Genomic DNA, 21,141 nt, shown 5'->3' on the forward strand with positions numbered 1-21,141 from the left:
ATTTGTAGTAACGTTAGTGTACGAATTTAGCAAATCTTTTGCTTTTTTCGTAGGAAAGTGAGTCGAAAATATGTTCGTGAATAATTCTTAATTATTCTTTCATCTTTCCAGAAATATATTCCAGCGTTTCCTGATTGGTGGTTGCTAAATGTTTTGGAAGTTTGTTGTCTTTTGGCAATACAGCTAAAAAGCGATCAAAGTTGGACGTATATACGTTTTTGAAGAGCGGCTTTTCAACATTCAAACTTTTTAAAATCTCCGTAAAAAAATCTTCATGATGAATTAAATCTTCTGCACCTAAGTGAAAAATTCCACTTTTACGACGATTAATCATGTAGTGAATTTGTTGCGTGAGTTTTCTATCGGAAATCGTATTCATCACCAAATGCGGAAAGACTTCAATTGGAATTTTTTCTTTCAAACATTGCTTTATTTCCAGAATTCGAGGCGAATTGTGCCCAAAAACCATCGGTAAGCGAATAATGGCATATTTTTTCTGCGGCAAACGCATCAACATATTCTCAATGCGAATTTTAAGTTTTCCGTAAATACTTTCCGAAAGCGTTTTATCGTATTCGTACGACGGATAACTGCTATACGCATCAAACACATTGGCAGACGACAAAAAGAACAGTTTACATGGTTTTGTTTTGATGTATTCGGTTAAATACACATGCGCTTCAATTTGTGCGGCAAAATCGCCTCGCAAGGCAGAAATAATAATCGTAGGTTGAATTTGCGTCACAATTTCGTCAATACCATCATAATCCAAATCGTAGCGAATGAAATGCTGATTTTTAGCGAAGGATTTGTTGTTGTAAAAAGTGCCGTACACATCAAAATAGGAGCAAAGCTCTTTATAAATCGCCTGACCTATATAGCCGCTTGCTCCTAATATTAATATTCTGTTCAAAAGTTGTTTTTATTATTTTTTGTAAAAAGGAAGTTTGATGATTTTGGCAGGCACTCTATTTTTACGAATTTGAATGTAAATCGTATTTTCTACATCTGCATAAGACGTTGGTACATAGCCCATTCCGATTCCTTTTTTGATAGAAGGCGACATGGTTCCAGAAGTTACCATTCCCAACGGATTTCCTTCAATATCGACAATATCATATCCATGACGCGGAATGCCACGCTCTTGCATTTCAAAGGCAACTAACTTACGCGTAGTTCCCATTTTTTTCTGTGTTTCCAAATATTCACGGTTGGAAAAGTGTTTGGTAAATTTGGTAATCCAACTCAACCCAGCTTCAATTGGAGACGTTGTTTCATCAATATCATTTCCGTACAAACAATACCCCATTTCCAGACGAAGTGTATCTCTTGCTGCCAATCCGATAGGTTTGATGCCGTAATCAGCACCTGCTTCCATGACTTTGTTCCAAATGTGGACTACATCTTCGTTTTTACAGTAAATTTCAAATCCGCCAGAACCAGTATAGCCTGTTGCTGATATGATTACATTGTCAACTCCCGCAAATTTTTCGATGCTAAAAGTGTAATATTTTAAATTCACTAAATCCACTTCAGTAAGTGATTGCATCGCTTCTGCGGCTTTTGGTCCTTGAATGGCTAACAGCGAATATTCTTCAGAAACATCTTCCAAAATAGCACCGACATCGTTTTGACTTGTAATCCAGTTCCAGTCTTTTTGAATGTTTGCAGCGTTTACGACCAACAAATATTTTTCTTCATTGATTCGGTAAATAATCAAATCGTCAATAATTCCGCCTGTCGCGTTAGGCATACAGCTATATTGCGCTTTTCCATCTTTCAATTTGGCAGCATCATTGGTGCTAATTTTTTGAATCAATGCTAAGGCATTTGGACCTGTAATTAAAAATTCGCCCATGTGACTTACGTCAAAAACGCCCACGCCGTTACGAACTGTTTCGTGTTCAATATTAACACCTTCGTACTGTACAGGCATGTTATATCCTGCAAAAGGAACCATTTTTGCGCCTAATGCTTCATGAGTTTTGGTTAGAGCTGTATCCTTCATCTGTGATTTTCTTAAATTGTTTGCGAATTTATGAAAAATCAGCCTAAATGAATGAGGAATTTTTAGTTGTTTCTTGTTTTTTAATCGCTTTTTAGGATTTTCACAAATTTGGGCGATTTTGATAGTTTTTTAGTTGTGATAGTTTATTGATTTTAAGATTTATGAGTTTAGTAGCTGTTATGTATTCAAAAACTTCTTTAAATCCTCATAAGAGCTAATTTGCAAGGCATGTTTTTCTTTGTGCATGATTTCTTGAATTTGTGGCGGAATGTCCAGTTGTATGTCTAAAGTTGATTCTACCGTTGGTAAAAATTTGACAGGATGTGCGGTTTCTAGAAAAACGCCGTACGTGTCTTTTAAATCGTGTTGCTTTAACCCCAAATATCCAACGGCACCATGCGGATCGGCAATGTACTTGTATTGATGGTAGATGTTTTTCATAGCAACTTTTGTTTCCGCATCCGTAAAACTATAGGATGAAAAATGTTGTTTGATGGTTTTCAAATCATTTCCATACAACTCTTGGATACGTACAAAATTACTCGGATTCCCAACATCCATTGCGTTGGAAATTGTTGCAATCGATTTTTGTGGCGAATATTCACCGCTTTGCAAATAGTTAGAAACTGTATCATTTACATTGGTCGCTGCAATAAAATGCTGAATCGGTAATCCTAGTTTTTGCGCCATAATACCTGCACAAATATTCCCAAAATTTCCACTTGGTACAGAGAATACGATGTTTTTGTGTTGCTTGTGTAATGCTTTGTACGCAAAGAAAAAGTAAAACATTTGCGGCAACCAACGCGCAATATTGATGGAATTTGCAGAGGTTAGTGTACGTTCAATTTCTTCATCTAGGAAAGCAGTTTTTACCATTTCTTGACAATCATCAAACACACCATCTACTTCCAAAGCAGTAATATTTTGTCCTAAGGTTGTTAATTGTTTTTCTTGAATATCGCTGACTTTTCCACTTGGATAGAGAATTACGACATCCACACCTTTTACACTTAAAAAACCGTTTGCAACAGCGCCACCAGTATCACCTGAAGTGGCAACTAATACCGTAACTTTTTCTTCTTTATCACGATTAAAATAACCCAAACAACGCGCCATGAATCTCGCACCAACGTCTTTAAATGCCATCGTTGGACCGTGAAATAATTCGAGTGTTCCAATATTTTCTTCAACCGACACCACGGGAAAGTCAAAACTCAGCGTTTCCGCGATGATTTCTTTTAAAACAGCATTCGGAATATCATCACCAACAAACTGTTGAATAGCTTCAAAGGCAATTTCTTCATGTGAATAGTTGTCAATATTTTTGATAAAATTTTCCGATAAAGGCGTGATGTTTTCAGGGAAATAAATACCACGATCAGGCGCCAATCCTCTGATAACAGCTTCTTCGAACGAAACTTTTGGTGCTTTATGATGTAGACTGTAATAATTCATTTTTTTATTTTTTTTGCTGGTTGCTGGTTGCTGGTTGTTTGTTGTTCGTGTTTTGTTGTATATTATTAAAGCCTTCACTTTTATATGTGAAATTTATCATTTTACATTTGGTGTTTCATAGTACTTCTCGATACTAAATTTCTTCGAAATTTCACTCGAAGTGACGTTCTAGTTTCGAATAGTTTTTTGAATTTTTATTCAACATTCAACATTTGTCATATCGAGCGCAGTCGAGATACAACATTCAACATTCAACAACTCGACAACCATTCGTATTTATTTTAGACACATGAATATCGTAATCGATGTGTAATTTTTTATAGGTTTCAGACATAGATTTTGCTACGTTTTGAGCCATTTCTTCTCCTTTGCTCAATGCAAAAATAGACGGTCCAGAGCCTGAAATCCCTGCGCCCAACGCGCCTGCTTGAATAGCATTTGCTTTTACCTCATCAAAACCAGGAATTAAGATAGCACGTAATGGTTCTACGATTTCGTCGTGCAATGATCTGCTGATTAAATCATAGTCGGATGTGTACAAACCGCTAATCAATCCGCCGAGATTTCCAATTTGTATGATGGATTCTTTCAGCGTGATTTTTTGTTTTAATACCGAACGCGAATCGGACGTTTTTACTTCAATTTGCGGATGAATGACCGTAGCGTACAATTCGTCAGGTGTTGGAATTTTGATAATGTCTAGCGGTTCATAGCTTCGTACTAAAGTAAATCCACCAAGTAATGCGGGCGCTACGTTATCAGCATGTGCGGTTCCGCTAGCTAATTTTTCGCCTTCCATAGCAAAGGGTACTAATTCTTTGGCAGAAAAAGGTTTTCCTAATAATTCGTTCATTGCCCAAACGGTTCCTGCTGAACTCGCCGCACTGCTTCCAATACCACTTCCAGCCTTGATGTTTTTGTAGATTTCAATTTCAAAACCGTGATTAAGATTGAGCTTTTCTAACATTGCCAAACCTGCAATACCCGCCACATTTTTTTCAGTTTCAAGTGGTAAATCTTGTCCGACAAGCCTTGAAATCGTAATTCCTTTCTCAGATGTTTTCCGAATAATCATTTCGTCGCCAACTGTGTCTAAGCAAAGTCCAAGGACATCAAAGCCACAGGAAACATTGGCTATTGTTGCGGGTGCAAATATTTTGAGTTGGTTCATTTTTTTCTGGTTGTTTTTTGTTCTTTGTTTTTCGTTGTTTGTGGGGTTGTTGATTTTACATTTTGAGTTTTAAAGTACTTCTCGATACTATTTTTCCTTTCATTTCGACAAGCTCAATGTGCAGGAAAAATACTCGAAGTGACGTTTGGCTTTTTATTGAAAAATTCAAAGATTGAAAGATTAAAAAAACTAATTTTATTCAACATTTGTCATATCGAGCGCAGTCGAGATACAACATTCTAAAACTTCCCAATTCGTATCACATCGGCAAAAATACCAGAAGCAGTTACTTCTGCACCTGCGCCTGCGCCTTTAATGAGTAATGGTTGCGCTACATAACGGTCGGTAAAGAATAATACAATATTGTCGCTTCCTTCCAAATTGTAAAAAGGATGATCTGATGGAATGTGTTGCAATCCTACTTTGGCTTTCCCGTCTTCAAAAGTTGCGACGTATTTTAGGCGACAATCTTTGTCATTGGCTTCTTTAAAAATTTGCTGAAAGTGTGCTTCATGTGTTTTCAAGGAAGTGTAAAAGTCTTCGTTAGTGTCAGTTTCTAAAGTTTCTTTTGGTAAGAATGAATTGTTTTCAATATCATCCAACTCCAAAATATATCCACTTTCGCGTGCGAGAATGAGAATTTTTCGTGCAACATCGACACCACTTAAATCAATTTTTGGATCAGGTTCCGTGTAACCTTCTTTTTGCGCTTGTAAAACCACATCGTGAAAGGTGTTTTCGTTGCTGAAATTATTAAACACAAAGTTTAAACTTCCTGATAAAACTGCTTGTATTTTGTGAATTCGATCTCCAGAAGCGATTAAATTTTTTAAAGTGTCAATAATTGGCAATCCTGCACCAACATTGGTTTCAAACAAAAATGGCGCATTGTATTTTTGCGAAATTTGTTTTAAATGCTGATAATTTCCATATTCGGAAGCACAGGCAATTTTGTTGCAAGTAACGACTGAAATGTTGTGTTGAAGATACTGTCCGTAGATTTTAGAAACTTCGTGACTCGCCGTAATGTCGATAAAGATACTGTTGCGCAAGTTGAGCGATTTTACTTGTTCACGAAATTTTTCCAAATCGGCTTTGACGCCTTTACTGAGCAGCGTTTTCCATTTATCTAAATTGATTCCTTCTTCTTCAAACAGCATTGTTCTTGAGTTTGAAATTCCGATAACACGAATGTTGAGTTTGAGTTGTTCGCGTAAGTATTTTTGCTGTTGTTGCAATTGCGCTAAGAAACGTTCGCCCACATTTCCAACGCCCGTTACAAATAAATTGAGTTGTTTTACTTTTTCTTCAAAGAATTCTTCGTGTAGTGCGTTGAGTGCTTTTTTGGCATCTTCACTATTGATAACGGCAGAAATATTTTTTTCAGAAGCTCCTTGTGCAATGGCGCGAATGTTTACGTTGTTTTTTCCGAGCATGCTAAACATTTTCCCACTCAAACCTTGGTGATTTTTCATGTTTTCGCCTACCAACGCAATGATGGCTAATTGTTGCTCCACCAAAATCGGATCTACTTTTCCAGAAGCAATTTCGTAAGCAAAAGTTTCATCAATGGCAATTTTAGCTTTGGAAGCTTCTTTGTCGTTGATTCCGATACAGATAGAATGCTCCGATGAAGCTTGCGTAATGAGGATGATATTGATTTGTTCTGCTAATAAGGTTTCAAACAAACGCTTTGAAAAGCCTGGAATCCCAATCATTCCGCTTCCTTCCAGCGTAAGCAGTGAAATATTTTCAATATAACTAATACCTTTTACGGCGCGCTGTTTGCCATTAGGATTTTTAGAAATACGTGTCCCTTCTTGCTCAGGTTTAAAGGTGTTTTTGACCAAAATAGGAATTTCCTTGTGGAGCACAGGTTGAATGGTTGGCGGATAAATTACTTTCGCACCAAAGTGTGACAATTCCATCGCTTCTTGATAGGAAATATGTGGAATCGGCGTCGCCTGTTTAACAATACGAGGATTTGCCGTGTACATTCCGCTAACGTCTGTCCAAATTTGCAATTCTTTAGCATCCACAGCCGCTGCAATAATGGCAGCTGTATAGTCAGAACCGCCACGACCAAGCGTTGTTGTTTCTCCTTTTTCCGTTGCTGCGATAAATCCTGGTAGAATCACAATTTGTTTGTCATTTGCTTTAAAAAAGGTACGACAGTTTTCTTGGGTAACTTTCATCAGTACTTGTGCCGTTTCGTAACTTTCAGTCGTAATTATTAACTCGCGACTGTCTTTGTAAACGCTATTTAATTGACGACTTGCCATGACTTCCGAAATGATGAAAGACGACAATAACTCACCAAAACTTGCAATGGTTGCTAAGGTTTTCGATGTCAATTCGCGCAGCAAATAACAACCTTCGTATAAAGTTTCTAAATAATTCAATAAGCGTTTTGTGTGACTGATAATAGCACTTTGCTCCGTTACAGGAATCAAATCTTTGACTACTTGAATGTGTCTGTTCTCAATTTCTTTCAGTAATGATTTGTAATATTCGTCTTTAACGGCTGCCAATTCTGCAGTCTTTAACAGCATGTTTGTGGTGTTGCCAAAAGCAGAAACTACTACAGCAATGTTGTCTTTTTGAGAAGCTTTGGAAATGATATCAATGACCAAATTTATATTTTGCGCATTGGCGACAGAAGTACCGCCAAATTTGAGTACGTTCATGAGTTTTGTTTTGAATGGTTAATCGGTAATGTTATGTTTTTTAGAAAAATGTGTATATAAATACCTGCTGATTGTATAAATTAAACCCCAAAAGGGGTTGTAGTAGCAACCGTTACAGTGATAATAATCGCTGTAATATGTGTTGATGTAGAAATATTTGTTGCTACTAATTGCATGTGTATCGTATGATGTTATTCAAAAGTATTACTTTTATGACCATAAACAAATTATATAGTTATTTTTCACGGATTGCTAGTGAAAAACGTTTTTCTTTAAAAATGCATTAAAAAAGTATCGCTAATTGTAAAGAATTTCATTAAATGTGTAATGCTTTGCACTAATTTAACCCTACATGAAAATATATTCAGCCGCACAAATTTACGAAGCCATCAATCAAACGATTGAAAAGAATCAAATTACCTCCAATGATTTAATGGAATTTGCAGGAACACAAATTTTTAATTGGTTCCATACGCGCATGCAAGGCGCGCAAGTTCCTATTCATATTTATTGTGGAATTGGAAATAATGGCGGCTGCGGATTGGTTTTGGGGCGACAATTACTACATCACGGTTACAATGTGCATATCTATATAGTGAACTTTAGTACCAAGCGAACGAAAGATTTTTTAATCAATTATGACCGAATTAAAGAATTTAAAGTATGGCCGCGTTTGTTGAATTCGGGAGAAGAATTTCCTGAAATGCACAGAGATGATATTATTGTGGATGCCATTTTTGGTATTGGATTGAATCGTGAAACGTCTGATTGGGTAAAGGATGTAATCAAATATATCAATGCATCAGAAGCGTACACAGTTTCGTTGGATGTTCCTTCAGGATTGTATCCCGATCACGGTCCTGAAGATAAAGAAGCGGTGATTGAAAGCAATTACACATTAACGAGTCAAGCACCAAAATTGAGTTTTTTCTTGCCAGAAACAGGCATTTACATGCAACAATGGGAAGCGATTGATATTGGACTCGACCAAGAATATTTGCGTACGACAGAAACAGAAGTGCAACTCATTGATAAGTTTGAAGTATTGCCACTGTACATTCCACGAGAAAAATATGTACACAAAGGCTCATATGGTCACAGTTTAATTATAGGAGGAAGTCACGGAAAAATTGGCGCGGTTACTTTGGCAAGTTCAGCGTGTTTACGCGTCGGAGCAGGATTAGTTACTGCATATATTCCTGCATGCGGCTATCAAATTGTACAAACTTCATTGCCAGAAGCCATGGTGCTTTGTGATGCGAATGAAAAGCATATTTCAGACATTTCCTTTGAGATAGAACCCAAAGCGATTGGAATTGGTGTTGGTTTGGGAACAGAAAAGATGACAGTAAAAGCATTGGAAGGATTTTTAAAACAAAACACACATCCGTTGGTAGTGGATGCAGACGCATTGAATATGCTTGCGGCGAATCCGAAATTATTAAAACTCATACCGAAACATGCTATTTTTACGCCACATCCGAAGGAATTGGAGCGTTTGATAGGCGCGTGGGAAGACGATTTTGGCAAACTAGCCAAAGCCAAAGCATTCGCTAAAAAGTACAATATCATCATCATCATCAAAGGAGCGCACACCATTACTATTTACGATTCGTATGTGTATATCAATAATACAGGAAATCCAGGTATGGCAACAGCGGGAAGTGGTGATGTGTTGACCGGAATGCTCACAGGATTGCTTTCACAAGGATACGAACCGCTAAAAGCAGCACTTTTTGGGGTGTATTTGCATGGAAAAGCAGGTGATATTGCCTTATCTGGCTTGGGATATCAGGCGTTGATTGCGAGCGATATTGTAGATTTTATTGGTGACGCCTATTTGGATTTATTCAAGCAACCTGAGGAACCATCTGCGGAAGCGGAAGAATAACTAAAAGAAGTAAAACAAAAAACGCTTTAGAGTCTTCTAAAGCGTTTTTTTATGATGTTAAGTGAATGATTATATTTTCAATTCGTCAAATAATTCTACTAGTTTAGGATTGGAAGGTCTTGGCGCATCTGGACTTACGATTTTTCCTTCTGGGTCTACTAAAATAAATCTTGGAATTCCATTAATTTTATAAGCAGTTATAAAATCAGATTTCCAGCCGTTAGGAGCAAATATTTGAATTCCACCTAATTCTTTGTCTTTAATCATAGCTTTCCAGCTTTCTTTTGCTTTTTCCCATGATCCACCATGCGCTCTGTCATCATCAATAGAAAGGCTTACAAACTGAATGTTTTTATCGTGATATTTTTTTTCCAACTTTTTAAGCGAAGGGATTTCAGCTTTACATGGACCACACCAAGTCGCCCACACATCAATATATACATACTTTCCTTTTAAATCATCTAATGAAGTTTTTGAACCATCATAGTTTTCATAGCCTTCAAATGCTGGTGACACTTTTCCTCTTGGAAGTTCTTTTTTAAGAGCGATTGATGCACCTGCATATTGCTTGTACATGCCCAACATAGGTTCTACATCTTTAAGTTTTAAAGCAATAATTGTACTGTCAACTTCTTTTTTGGAATTGTAAAACTCTTTAAGATCTTTGGTGATTTTTTCAATTTCTTTTTCAAGTCCTGTAGAGTCAAGACTCGTTAAGAAATCCATATCTAACATTTTTTCAGTTTTCAATGCATCTTCGGCTAAGAAATTACTGTGAATAGCTCCTTTTCCAGTATATTTTATTGTTTCATCAAACATCTTGGTATTTAAAGTTAGATTTAAATCAAAATCATTTTCTAAATAAATACCAGTACTTTCTGAACCATCTGATAGATAAAAGATACCTTTTTCAACTTTTAATGTATCTTTAAAAGTACCATCTTCATTTACTTTTATTGTTTTTGAATAGGTTCTAGAGCGTATGGTAAGCGAATCACTGTTTTTATTTTCTATTTTTCCAGATAGTGTTACATAATCTTTCGGTGCTTCTGGCTCACTTTCACACGAAACAATTGCCAACGCGGCAACGAGTAGCAGTAATTTTTTCATTTTTTGATATTTAATTTTCTCAAATGTACTAGATTCTTTATTCAATCAATAAATTATTAACAATTATTTGTTTTATACGAATTGAATTTTGACTTTTGAAAGATAATTTGATTACACCGTCATGATACACCATATAAGCTCAAAAACGCTCGACATTAGTATTATTCAAGATATTTTACATTCCGATACACAATTGGCTTTATCTGCGGAAGCTGTCGAAAAAATTAGTGCTTGTCGCGAATATTTAGACCAGCGTTTACAAAACCAAAAAACACCTATTTATGGTATTAATACAGGATTTGGTTCGTTGTGTAATGTGAAGATTTCTGAAGAGCATTTGTCGAAATTACAAGAAAATTTAGTGACTTCCCACGCATGTGGTACAGGCGAGCGCGTTCCCAAAGATATGATACGTTTGATGCTGTTGCTAAAAGTACAATCGTTGAGTTATGGACATTCAGGTGTGCAATTGGAAACCGTACAACGCTTGATTGATTTTTACAATCACGATATTTTGCCTGTGGTTTTTGAACAAGGTTCGCTTGGTGCTTCGGGTGATTTGGCTCCGTTGGCGCATTTGGCATTGCCATTGTTGGGAAAAGGAACGGTGTATTATAAAGACAAAGAAATTACCGCAGCAGAAGTCTTGGAAAAGTTTGATTGGCAACCAATTCAGCTAAAAGCCAAGGAAGGTTTAGCGTTGTTGAACGGAACGCAATTTATGAGTGCGTATGGCGTTTTTTCGTTGTTAAAAGCGTATAAATTATCGTATTTAGCAGATTTTTTCGCAGCGATTTCACTCGAAGCTTTTGATGGCAGAATTGAACCTTTTAGTGATTTAATTCACCTCATTCGTCCGCACAACGGGCAATTGCAAACGGCAAAACGTATTCGAGAGTTTGTGGAAGGCAGCGAATTGATTTCGCAAGAAAAGAAACATGTACAAGATCCGTATTCGTTTCGTTGTGTGCCACAAGTACATGGCGCTACCAAAGATACGTTGGCGTTTATTCGGAAAACATTTGAGACCGAAATCAATGCTGTTACCGACAATCCGAATATTTTTATTGCAGAAGATGAAATTATTTCTGGAGGAAATTTTCACGGACAACCGTTGGCATTGGCACTCGATTATTTAGCAATTGCCATGGCGGAACTGGGAAATATTTCGGAGCGAAGAACCTTTCAATTGGTTTCTGGCTTGCGCGAATTACCCGCATTTTTAGTCAACAACCCTGGATTGAATTCTGGGTTTATGATTCCGCAGTATACCGCAGCAAGTATCGTGAGTCAAAACAAGCAATATGCAACGCCAGCCAGTATTGATTCCATTGTATCTTCTAACGGACAGGAAGATCATGTAAGTATGGGCGCAAATGCAGCTACCAAAGCGATTCGAGTTATTGATAATGTAGAACGCGTATTGGCGATTGAATTATTGAACGCTTCGCAAGCATTGGTGTTTAGAGAGCCGCTAAAAAGTTCTGAATTTATAGAGTCGTTTTTAAAAGTGTATCGTGCCGAAGTTCCTTTTGTAGATGAAGATAGAGAGTTGCATATTGCGATTAATGATACCATATCATTTTTACAACATACTGTGATAGAGAATGTGGTGCTTTTTGGCTAGTATATTGAATCTACATAATAAATAGACTATATTTTGAATGCACCAATTGATATTTTATCTCTAACTAAAATAATCGAGGAAATTAATTCGCTTGATTTTTTTGATGAGGTTGAAAGTAAGGTCATTCTTTTTGATGAAACAAGCCATCAAGCTAAAGAAATTTCTACAAGAAAGTATAGCGATTTGGTTATCGAAATACGAATTAGACAAGGAGAAATTGTACATTTTAACCACTATTTAGATAAAAAATTTGGGAATGAGTTTGTAGCTATCTGGGAAAAAGAAATTTTAAATCGTGGTTTAGAACATTCGGTATCCAATTTAATGGACGAAATAGTTGAAGATTATAAAACTATCAAATTTGGAATACCAAAATATACCGACATAGAACAGATAGTTAAAAGTTTGTATGTTTTTCAAATAGTGACCAAAACAATTTTAAGAAATGGAAAACTTCCCATGTCATTATGGAATGAGAATCATCCAAAATTTGGTAGCTGGAAGAAATATTTTACAATACATCCCATTGTAGCAGGAATGATAGATGCTATGATAGATGAAATTACTAAAATACCAGTAGCAATTTCTGTGCTTTATGAAATCGCATATATTGAAACTACAGAACAATTAATGCTTGATCGTTTTTTTAATTTAGAAGTAAATAAGAAGGCGATTGAAATGTATCAAGAAGAAGAGCAAATGAGTCGTGTTGAAAGTGAATACAAAGCAGGAAAAGTGTTTATTTCTGTTGGACTTTTACTAGGAAATAAAGAAGAGTGATTTTACAAGCACGACATTGCCCAAGCAATGGCTTCTGTTTGTGTTTTGAAAATATGCATCGGTTTGTTGAAAAAATGCTTTTCAATCTTCACATTGTGATTGTCTATAAATTTGTCAGAAACGATGGCGATGGCTTTTAAATTTTCAATTTCAAAAACTTTTAAATACACCATTGGGTCAACGGCATACGAGTTTTTACGAACCGTAATGTAAGCAAATGATTTGGTTGGAAAGTGTTTGCGTGCAATGACAATCAATTCGCTGGCAGTTTCATGATTCATCGTAACTCCTTCGTTAATTTCTGCTTTTAAATAGGCATCATAAATTTCTACTTCACCTACTGGTAAAGTATATTTTTTAACGTAAGAGTTGCTATTTCCATTTGCTACATGCATCTTAAGGCTTTTACTAAAGATAGTATTTTTAATTGCCATCAACTAAAAAATTAGATGAACTGCGCAAAAGTAGCAAGTTTTGAGCTTTTTCTTGTTAAAAAAGCGGATTACTGTCATTTATTTTCCGATGTATCTGAAAAAGAGATTTTAGAAGTGTTTAACGGAGTCAGTGTGTCAAGCCAATTGACAGCAGCATTTAGCGTTGTAAAAAGTTCAAAACGACCTTTATAGAGTGCTTTTTCAACTCGTGCATTAAGGGAAGAAAATTTTTGATCAGAAACAATGGCAATTCCTTTAAGTAGTCCACCTTCGGGAAGTACAGCATAAATTTGAGGATCAATAGAGTAGGAGTTTTTCCTGTAAGAAATATAGCCAAAAGGTTCAGAGTAGTTCTCTTTGAAAAATTCAAAATAAGACTGTAAAGTTTCACAAGAAATATGAACTCCTTCAAGCACTTCTCCTATGATTAAATCATTGTAGAAATATAAATTTCCTTCGTCGAAATTGTATATTTTTTTTAACTTTTTTCCTGTAATATTCATAATTGGTAGATTATTTGAAGCAAAGTTAGAAAGCGCAATTTTAGATATACATTATTCACAGTTACCCTTATTTTTTTTAGATAAACGACTGTTTTTTATCTTTTAAACGCACGAAAAAGTGTAAAAAAAGAAAATCCTGCTTTCTGAGAAAACAGGATTTTATAATTTCTGATAATGAATTACTTACGATTCTGTTGGCTTTTCAGCTTTTTCAATCTTGATAGTTAATTCATCATTATCTTCGTCCAAATCCATGAAAATTTTGTCACCTTCATGAATTTTTGAGGTAATGATTTCTTCAGCAAGCGCATCTTCAATATACTTTTGAATGGCTCTTTTTAGCGGTCTTGCACCGTATTGTTTGTCAAAACCTTTGTCAGCGATATAATCTTTTGCTTTATCACTTAGCAGCAAATCGTAGCCTAAACCTTTGATTCGAGCATACAACTTCGCAATTTCGATATCAATAATTTTGTGAATGTCTTCACGCTCAAGCGAGTTGAAGATAACCACATCGTCGATTCTATTTAAGAACTCTGGAGCAAACGCTTTTTTCAAAGCATTTTCAATCACACCTTTTGCGTGGTCATCTGCTTGTGTTTTCTTCGCAGCCGTTCCAAAACCAACACCAGCACCAAAGTCTTTCAACTTACGCGCACCAATATTTGATGTCATGATGATGATACTATTTCTAAAGTCAATTTTACGACCTAGACTGTCCGTTAAATAACCGTCATCCAACACTTGTAACAACATATTGAACACATCTGGATGCGCTTTTTCAACCTCATCTAATAATATAACTGCATACGGTTTTCTACGAACTTTTTCTGTTAATTGTCCACCTTCTTCATATCCAACATATCCTGGAGGCGCACCTACTAAACGTGAAATGGCGAATTTTTCCATGTATTCACTCATGTCAATTCGGATCAATGCTTCTTCGGAATCGAATAATTCACGCGCCAATACTTTTGCTAACTGCGTTTTACCAACTCCAGTTTGTCCTAAAAAGATAAATGAACCAATTGGCTTATTTGGGTCTTTAAGTCCCGCACGGTTACGCTGAATGGCTTTTACAACCTTTCCAACCGCTTCATCTTGACCGATAACTTTTCCTTTAATCAATTCAGGAAGTTGTGCCAATTTGTTGCTTTCCGTTTGTGCAATTCTATTTACAGGAATTCCAGTCATCATAGAAACAACATCTGCTACATTATCTTCATCAACCGTTTCTTTATGCTGTTTGGATTCTTCTTCCCACTTTTCTTGTGAAATTGCCAATTCTTTCTCCAAACGTTTTTCGTCGTCTCTTAATTTAGCAGCTTCTTCATATTTCTGTTTTTTCACGACAGAATTTTTCAATTCGCGCACTTCTTCTAATTGACGTTCCAAATCTAAAATTTGTTTTGGTACATCAATATTCGTAATGTGAACGCGTGAACCTGCTTCGTCTAACGCATCAATCGCTTTGTCTGGAAGAAAACGATCGGTCATGTATCTATTGGTCAATGTTACACAAGCTCTAATCGCTTCATCAGTATAACTTACATTGTGATGCTCTTCGTATTTGTCTTTGATATTTTCAAGAATTTCGATGGTTTCTTCTACAGAAGTAGGTTCTACCACAACTTTTTGAAAACGTCTTTCCAAAGCACCATCTTTCTCAATATATTGTCTGTACTCATCTAACGTAGTAGCACCAATACATTGGATTTCTCCTCTGGCAAGTGCAGGTTTGAACATGTTTGATGCGTCTAAGCTTCCGGTAGCGCCACCAGCGCCGACGATTGTGTGAATTTCATCAATAAAAAGAATTATATCATCATTCTTTTCCAATTCGTTCATCACCGCTTTCATACGCTCTTCAAACTGACCTCTGTATTTGGTTCCAGCGACCAAGCTTGCCAAGTCGAGCGTTACCACTCTTTTATTAAAAAGAATGCGCGACACTTTACGTTTTATAATTCTGTTAGCCAAACCTTCCGCAATGGCAGATTTACCAACGCCAGGTTCACCTATTAAAATTGGATTGTTCTTTTTACGTCTGCTCAAAATTTGAGAAACACGCTCAATTTCTTTTTCACGTCCCACCACAGGATCTAGTTTTCCTTCTTCCGCAAGTGCAGTTAAATCTCTTCCAAAATTGTCTAACACAGGCGTTTTGGACTTTTTATTGACTTTTCCACCGGAGTTTGAAGAACCAAATGGGTTTTCTTTTGAAGATTCTTGCGAACTGCCGCTGTCATCGGAAAATGATTCCGCGCGTGGTGTATCTATATAATCGTCGTCATTTGTTATCATATACTTAAATTGCTCTTTAACATTATCGTAATCCACTTTTAGCTTATTTAAAAGCTTCGTAGTTGGATCGTTTTCGTTTCGTAAAATGCACAATAATAAATGTGCAGTATTGATAGAAGAACTTTGAAAAAGTTTCGCTTCTAAAAATGTAGTTTTGAGTGCTCTTTCGGCTTGTCTGGTTAAATGTAAGTTGCGCTTTTCATTAGCAGCAACTGCCACATTTGGATTTGCGGGACTCAATATCTCAACTTTTCGACGCAGGTGTGTCAAATCGACATCCAACGCGTTCAAAATGTTGATTGCTTTGCCGCTTCCATCACGAAGAAGCCCAAGCATCAAATGTTCTGTGCCAATGAAATCATGGCCAAGACGCAATGCTTCTTCCTTGCTGTAGGCGATTACATCCTTTACTCTTGGGGAGAAATTATCATCCATATATCTTGTTTCCTTTCGACATTAAAATTAATACTTCAAACTGAATAATACAAAAATTGTTCCGCTATATCAGTATAATTGGCACAATAGAAGGAAAAAAATATTCAATTCAAAGTGTAAGACGATATAATCTAAAAAACTTATCAAAAATTGTTAATAAAAAAACGTTAAAATGAGGGGTGAAATCCTCGCGCAATACTAGCAAATGTTGTATATTGGCTCGATTTGTAAAACTCGAAATATTAAAACTTAAAATACATGGCAGAAGGAGAAAAATTAATCCCCATTAATATTGAAGATGAGATGAAGTCTGCTTACATCGATTATTCGATGTCAGTCATTGTGTCACGTGCACTTCCAGATGTTAGAGATGGTATGAAACCTGTACATCGTAGAGTGTTGTTTGGAATGCATGAACTTGGAGTTAGATCCAGCTCCGCCCATAAAAAATCTGCAAGAATCGTAGGTGAAGTACTTGGTAAGTATCACCCGCACGGCGATACCTCTGTGTATGACGCTATGGTTCGAATGGCGCAAGAATGGAGTTTGCGCTATATGTTAGTCGATGGACAAGGAAACTTTGGTTCTATTGACGGCGATAGTCCTGCAGCAATGCGTTATACAGAAGCAAGAATGCGTAAGATATCTGATGACATGCTGGCAGATATTGACAAAGATACGGTTGACCATTCCTTAAATTTTGACGATACGTTAAAAGAGCCAACGGTGTTGCCAACACGAGTACCTGGCTTATTAATTAATGGTGCGTCTGGTATTGCAGTTGGAATGGCAACAAATATGCCTCCTCACAACTTATCGGAAGTCGTAGACGGAATTCACGCTTATATCGATAATAACGATATTGAAATTGACGAATTAATTCAGCATGTAAAAGCACCTGATTTTCCAACAGGAGGAATCATTTATGGTTATGATGGCGTGCGAGAAGCGTTTAAAACAGGACGTGGAAAAGTTGTCATGCGTGGAAAAGCTTCTATTGAAGAAGTCCAAGGAAGAGAATGTATCGTTGTTTCTGAAATTCCGTATCAAGTCAATAAGGCAGACATGATTAAGAAAACTGCCGATTTGATTAATGAAAAGAAAATTGACGGTATTTCTTCAATTCGTGATGAATCTGACCGAAAAGGAATGCGCATTGTATATATATTGAAGCGTGAAGCGATTCCAAATATCGTTCTGAATAAATTATACAAATACACAGCGTTGCAGTCGTCTTTTAGTGTGAATAATATTGCATTGGTGAATGGACGCCCGCAATTGTTAAATTTAAAAGACTTAATACACTATTTCGTTGAGCATAGACACGAAGTTGTAACACGTAGAACGGAATACGAATTAAAGAAAGCTGAAGAGCGCGCACATATTTTAGAAGGATTGATTATTGCTTCTGACAATATTGACGAGGTGATTGCTATCATTCGTGGTTCACAAAATGCAGAAGATGCACGTAACAACTTAATCAAACGTTTTGAACTGACAGAGATTCAGGCGAAAGCCATCGTAGAAATGCGATTGCGTCAATTGACAGGTCTGGAACAAGACAAATTGCGTGCGGAGTATGAAGAGATCATGAAAAGTATCGAAGATTATAAAGATATTTTAGCAAATAAGTCTCGAAGAATGGACATCATCAAAGAAGAGTTGGCTGTTATCAAAGATAAATATGGTGACGAAAGACGTTCGATGATTGAATATGCTGGCGGTGACGTAAGTATTGAAGATTTAATTCCAGATGAAAAAGTAGTTATTACCATTTCACATGCAGGATACATTAAGCGTACTTCGCTGACGGAATATAAAAAGCAAAATAGAGGTGGTGTTGGACAAAAAGGAAGTGCGACTCGAAACGAAGATTTCTTAGAGCATTTATTCGTTGGAACCAATCACCAATACATGTTGTTCTTTACGCAGCAAGGAAAATGTTTCTGGATGCGTGTGTATGAAATTCCAGAAGGAAGCAAAACATCAAAAGGTAGAGCGATTCAAAACCTAATCAATATTGAAAAAGATGACAAAGTAAAAGCTTTCATCTGTACACAAAACTTGAAAGACGAAGAATATATCAATAGTCACTATGTGATTATGGCTACGAAAAAAGGACAAGTAAAAAAGACGCCTTTAGAGCAATATTCACGTCCGCGTACCAATGGAATCAACGCGATTACCATTAAAGAAGGTGATGAATTGTTAGAAGCGAAGTTGACTACTGGAAACAGTCAAGTGATGTTGGCAGTAAAATCTGGAAAAGCGATTCGTTTTGAAGAAGAAAAAACACGTCCGATGGGAAGAAATGCTTCTGGAGTGCGTGGAATTACCTTAGCCGATGAAAATGATGAAGTAGTAGGAATGGTTTCTGTAAACGATATGGAAAGCGATATTTTGGTAGTTTCTGAAAACGGATACGGAAAACGTTCAAGCTTAGAAGATTACCGAATTACCAATCGTGGAGGAAAAGGTGTAAAAACCATCTCTGTTACAGAAAAAACAGGTAATTTAGTAGCCATTAAAAACGTAAGTGATGAAGATGGCTTGATGATTATCAACAAATCTGGAATTGCAATTCGTATGGCAGTGTCTGATTTAAGAGTTATGGGAAGAGCGACACAAGGTGTTCGACTCATTAATATTAAAGGAAAAGATTCAATTGCAGCAGTTGCCAAAGTTCATAACGAACAAGAGGAGGAAGATGATGCAGTGGAAGGTATTGAAAACACAGATGCTACAGAAAATGGCACGGCAGTTGATATGAATAACGAGAGTGATGAAGAATCACAAGAATAATAACAAATAAAAAACCTCAATTATTTAAACATTCACAAAATGAAGAAGACAGTTTTAATTTTTTCAGCCTTGTTGATTACAGCCTTTTCTTTTGCGCAAAAAAAAGAACTTAAAGCTGCTGAAAAAGCATTAAAAAAAGAAAATCTAGCTGAAGCAAAAACCATTCTTGAAGGACTTTCTGGAACTATTGAAAGTTCGGATGCCAAATATGTTGCTAAATATTATTTCCTAAAAGGGCAAACATATCAAAATATGGCAGACAAAGGAATGGATGTCAACAATTCGTTAAAGATAGCTGGTGAAGCATACAATAAATTGCTAGCGTACGAAAAAGAGCAAAAAAGTTTTGAATACACAAAAGAAGCAAAGCCAAACTTGCAAACAATGGTGGGCAAGTTGGTAGATAAAGCTATTGATGCGCAAAACGCAAAAGAAAACGCAAAAGCTTCTGATTTCTTACACATGGCTTATGTTTTACAGCCAGACAACAAGAATTTATTATACTTTGCAGCTTCAAACTCTATTTCTGCAAAAGATTATGATAAGGCTTTAAAGTATTATGAAGAGTTAAAAGATGCACAGTACACTGGTGTAGAAACTAAGTACTACGCGGTTAATGTTGCTACAGGTGAAAAAGAATCTTTTACTGATAAAAACTTTAGAGATATATCTATAAAAGCTAAATCACACAAAAATCCTACGCAAGAAAAAACGAAGTCAAGATTGCCAGAAATCGTTAAAAATATTTCTTGGATATACACCAATCATGTTGGTGATAACGACAAAGCATTGGCTGCGGTAGAAGAAGCTATCAAAGTAAGTCCAGACGATCCTTCTCTGTTATTGACAAAAGGAAACTTGTATTACAAAATGGGCGATACAGCTAAGTTTAAAGAAATCATGCAAGAAATCATCACTAAAAACCCTAATGATGTAGATTCATACTATAACATTGGTGTAATTAGCGCTGAAAATGGAGATGTTGAAGAGGCGAGAGCTTCGTACAGAAAAGTATTGGAGTTAGATCCAGGTTATGTAAATGCAGCTATCAACTTATCTAAAACCTATTTAGACGAGGCTTCTGATATCGTTGATAAAATGAACAAATTAGGAAATTCATCTGCAGACAATAAGAAATTTGCAGAGTATCAAGACCAACAAATTGTTTTATATAAAGAATCGCTTAAAGTTTTAGAAGGAATTATTGAAACAGTTCCTGAAGATGTAGGCATCTTAAAGCAATTAAAAGGATTGTACTCTTTCTTAGGAGAAGATGAAAAATACAAAAAAGTAAAAGCAAAATTAGCGGAACTTGGAGAGCAGTAAATTTCACTGTTTTTAAAAAACTTAAGTCGTTTCAATACAAATTGAAACGACTTTTTTTATGCCTTTTTTGTAGGGTAGCAATTTTAAAGGCTAATTTTTTCTACGCAAGATTTTTTTGTAAGGTGTTTATTTAGTGTAGGTTATAATAATAATCTAAAAAAGTCCTATTTTTTAACTTTTATAAAATACAAAAAAAATCTTAAATAAAACAAGTGTTTTTGCTTACAATGTTTATTGTTTTTATTCCATTATGAGTCAGTTAAAACCGTAATTTTAATTTACCATTGCAATGCTGGCGAATCCGAAAAGCCATTAATAGAGTAGGTAACCTTATTAAATACTTGAATTATGAAAAAAAATGAAATCATTAAAGCATGGAAAGATGCAAAAAGCAAAGAAGAATTATCAAACATGATTGGAGCTCCAGAAGTAAACAAAGAAGTTGTTAGAGGTGGAGCTGAAGATTCTGATTCTGCAGGATGGATTTGCTCTGTAAGCGGTGAGTGCTGGGGCTTCTCTTGTAATCCTTTTAATAGAAAATAAGAATTCATTCTTTAATTAAATAAATAAACGACTTCTTGTACAAGAAGTCGTTTATATATACA

At 36.0% G+C, this 21,141-nt stretch carries 15 protein-coding genes; 6 read left to right on the forward strand and 9 right to left on the reverse strand.

Annotated elements, in window-relative coordinates; translation table 11 throughout:
- Positions 1 to 91 precede the first annotated feature (91 nt).
- From C8N46_RS04580 to thrA, 5 genes are all read right to left on the reverse strand, one after another.
- Positions 92 to 913, reverse strand: a complete 822-nt coding sequence (locus C8N46_RS04580) for a sugar nucleotide-binding protein (RefSeq protein WP_108113701.1) — start codon at positions 911 to 913, stop codon at positions 92 to 94.
- Between the two features lie 12 nt (positions 914 to 925).
- Complete coding sequence (gene gcvT, locus C8N46_RS04585; RefSeq protein WP_108113702.1) at positions 926 to 2,008, reverse strand: glycine cleavage system aminomethyltransferase GcvT; 1,083 nt, start codon at positions 2,006 to 2,008, stop codon at positions 926 to 928.
- A 177-nt stretch (positions 2,009 to 2,185) separates the two neighbouring features.
- Positions 2,186 to 3,466 carry a threonine synthase gene (thrC, locus tag C8N46_RS04590; RefSeq protein ID WP_108114121.1) on the reverse strand — a complete coding sequence of 427 codons (1,281 nt, stop codon included), beginning with the start codon at positions 3,464 to 3,466 and terminating at the stop codon, positions 2,186 to 2,188.
- Between the two features lie 244 nt (positions 3,467 to 3,710).
- Complete coding sequence (locus C8N46_RS04595; RefSeq protein WP_108113703.1) at positions 3,711 to 4,637, reverse strand: homoserine kinase; 927 nt, start codon at positions 4,635 to 4,637, stop codon at positions 3,711 to 3,713.
- 239 nt (positions 4,638 to 4,876) lie between these two features.
- On the reverse strand, positions 4,877 to 7,324 hold the full coding sequence (gene thrA, locus C8N46_RS04600; RefSeq protein ID WP_108113704.1) for a bifunctional aspartate kinase/homoserine dehydrogenase I: 2,448 nt from the start codon (positions 7,322 to 7,324) through the stop codon (positions 4,877 to 4,879).
- Positions 7,325 to 7,676: 352 nt separating this feature from the next.
- Here thrA and C8N46_RS04605 point away from each other — a divergent pair, with 352 nt between their 5' ends.
- Positions 7,677 to 9,215, forward strand: a complete 1,539-nt coding sequence (locus C8N46_RS04605) for an NAD(P)H-hydrate dehydratase (protein ID WP_108113705.1) — start codon at positions 7,677 to 7,679, stop codon at positions 9,213 to 9,215.
- Between the two features lie 69 nt (positions 9,216 to 9,284).
- On the opposite strand, the gene C8N46_RS04610 is transcribed toward C8N46_RS04605, so the two are convergent.
- Positions 9,285 to 10,325: a TlpA family protein disulfide reductase gene (locus C8N46_RS04610; RefSeq protein ID WP_108113706.1), complete on the reverse strand. Its 1,041-nt coding sequence runs from the start codon at positions 10,323 to 10,325 to the stop codon at positions 9,285 to 9,287.
- Between the two features lie 121 nt (positions 10,326 to 10,446).
- Between C8N46_RS04610 and hutH the strand changes: the two genes are divergently transcribed.
- Positions 10,447 to 11,952, forward strand: coding sequence for a histidine ammonia-lyase (gene hutH / locus C8N46_RS04615; protein ID WP_108113707.1), 1,506 nt, complete (start codon positions 10,447 to 10,449; stop codon positions 11,950 to 11,952).
- Between the two features lie 33 nt (positions 11,953 to 11,985).
- A complete protein-coding gene (locus C8N46_RS04620) occupies positions 11,986 to 12,732 on the forward strand; it encodes a hypothetical protein (protein ID WP_108113708.1) in 747 nt (248 codons plus the stop codon).
- A 2-nt stretch (positions 12,733 to 12,734) separates the two neighbouring features.
- Here C8N46_RS04620 and C8N46_RS04625 read toward each other — a convergent pair whose 3' ends face one another.
- The 3 genes from C8N46_RS04625 to C8N46_RS04635 all read right to left on the reverse strand — a co-directional run bounded on the left by C8N46_RS04625 (position 12,735) and on the right by C8N46_RS04635 (position 16,408).
- Positions 12,735 to 13,127 carry an STAS/SEC14 domain-containing protein gene (locus tag C8N46_RS04625; RefSeq protein WP_108114122.1) on the reverse strand — a complete coding sequence of 131 codons (393 nt, stop codon included), beginning with the start codon at positions 13,125 to 13,127 and terminating at the stop codon, positions 12,735 to 12,737.
- A gap of 113 nt (positions 13,128 to 13,240) precedes the next feature.
- Positions 13,241 to 13,669, reverse strand: a complete 429-nt coding sequence (locus C8N46_RS04630) for a hypothetical protein (RefSeq protein ID WP_108113709.1) — start codon at positions 13,667 to 13,669, stop codon at positions 13,241 to 13,243.
- Between the two features lie 183 nt (positions 13,670 to 13,852).
- Entirely contained in the window at positions 13,853 to 16,408 is a 2,556-nt protein-coding gene (locus C8N46_RS04635) for an ATP-dependent Clp protease ATP-binding subunit (RefSeq protein WP_108113710.1), read from the reverse strand.
- A gap of 258 nt (positions 16,409 to 16,666) precedes the next feature.
- On the opposite strand from C8N46_RS04635, the gene gyrA reads away from it, so the two are divergent.
- The 3 genes from gyrA to C8N46_RS04650 all read left to right on the forward strand — a co-directional run bounded on the left by gyrA (position 16,667) and on the right by C8N46_RS04650 (position 21,079).
- Complete coding sequence (gyrA, locus tag C8N46_RS04640) at positions 16,667 to 19,210, forward strand: DNA gyrase subunit A (RefSeq protein ID WP_108113711.1); 2,544 nt, start codon at positions 16,667 to 16,669, stop codon at positions 19,208 to 19,210.
- A 39-nt stretch (positions 19,211 to 19,249) separates the two neighbouring features.
- On the forward strand, positions 19,250 to 20,536 hold the full coding sequence (locus tag C8N46_RS04645; protein WP_108113712.1) for a tetratricopeptide repeat protein: 1,287 nt from the start codon (positions 19,250 to 19,252) through the stop codon (positions 20,534 to 20,536).
- Positions 20,537 to 20,884: 348 nt separating this feature from the next.
- A complete protein-coding gene (locus C8N46_RS04650; RefSeq protein ID WP_108113713.1) occupies positions 20,885 to 21,079 on the forward strand; it encodes a hypothetical protein in 195 nt (64 codons plus the stop codon).
- Positions 21,080 to 21,141: the final 62 nt, after the last annotated feature.

Source organism: Kordia periserrulae, assembly GCF_003054265.1.
Lineage (GTDB): Bacteria > Bacteroidota > Bacteroidia > Flavobacteriales > Flavobacteriaceae > Kordia > Kordia periserrulae.

What these genes read in the sequence shown, in the direction of transcription:
- gcvT (WP_108113702.1), bottom strand. Translation starts at nt 2,008, where the DNA reads ATGAAGGATACAGCTCTAACCAAAACTCATGAAGCATTAGGCGCAAAA.
- thrC (WP_108114121.1), bottom strand. Translation starts at nt 3,466, where the DNA reads ATGAATTATTACAGTCTACATCATAAAGCACCAAAAGTTTCGTTCGAA.
- C8N46_RS04595 (WP_108113703.1), bottom strand. Translation starts at nt 4,637, where the DNA reads ATGAACCAACTCAAAATATTTGCACCCGCAACAATAGCCAATGTTTCC.
- thrA (WP_108113704.1), bottom strand. Translation starts at nt 7,324, where the DNA reads ATGAACGTACTCAAATTTGGCGGTACTTCTGTCGCCAATGCGCAAAAT.
- C8N46_RS04605 (WP_108113705.1), top strand. Translation starts at nt 7,677, where the DNA reads ATGAAAATATATTCAGCCGCACAAATTTACGAAGCCATCAATCAAACG.
- C8N46_RS04610 (WP_108113706.1), bottom strand. Translation starts at nt 10,325, where the DNA reads ATGAAAAAATTACTGCTACTCGTTGCCGCGTTGGCAATTGTTTCGTGT.
- hutH (WP_108113707.1), top strand. Translation starts at nt 10,447, where the DNA reads ATGATACACCATATAAGCTCAAAAACGCTCGACATTAGTATTATTCAA.
- C8N46_RS04625 (WP_108114122.1), bottom strand. Translation starts at nt 13,127, where the DNA reads ATGCATGTAGCAAATGGAAATAGCAACTCTTACGTTAAAAAATATACT.
- C8N46_RS04630 (WP_108113709.1), bottom strand. Translation starts at nt 13,669, where the DNA reads ATGAATATTACAGGAAAAAAGTTAAAAAAAATATACAATTTCGACGAA.
- C8N46_RS04635 (WP_108113710.1), bottom strand. Translation starts at nt 16,408, where the DNA reads ATGGATGATAATTTCTCCCCAAGAGTAAAGGATGTAATCGCCTACAGC.
- gyrA (WP_108113711.1), top strand. Translation starts at nt 16,667, where the DNA reads ATGGCAGAAGGAGAAAAATTAATCCCCATTAATATTGAAGATGAGATG.
- C8N46_RS04645 (WP_108113712.1), top strand. Translation starts at nt 19,250, where the DNA reads ATGAAGAAGACAGTTTTAATTTTTTCAGCCTTGTTGATTACAGCCTTT.
- C8N46_RS04650 (WP_108113713.1), top strand. Translation starts at nt 20,885, where the DNA reads ATGAAAAAAAATGAAATCATTAAAGCATGGAAAGATGCAAAAAGCAAA.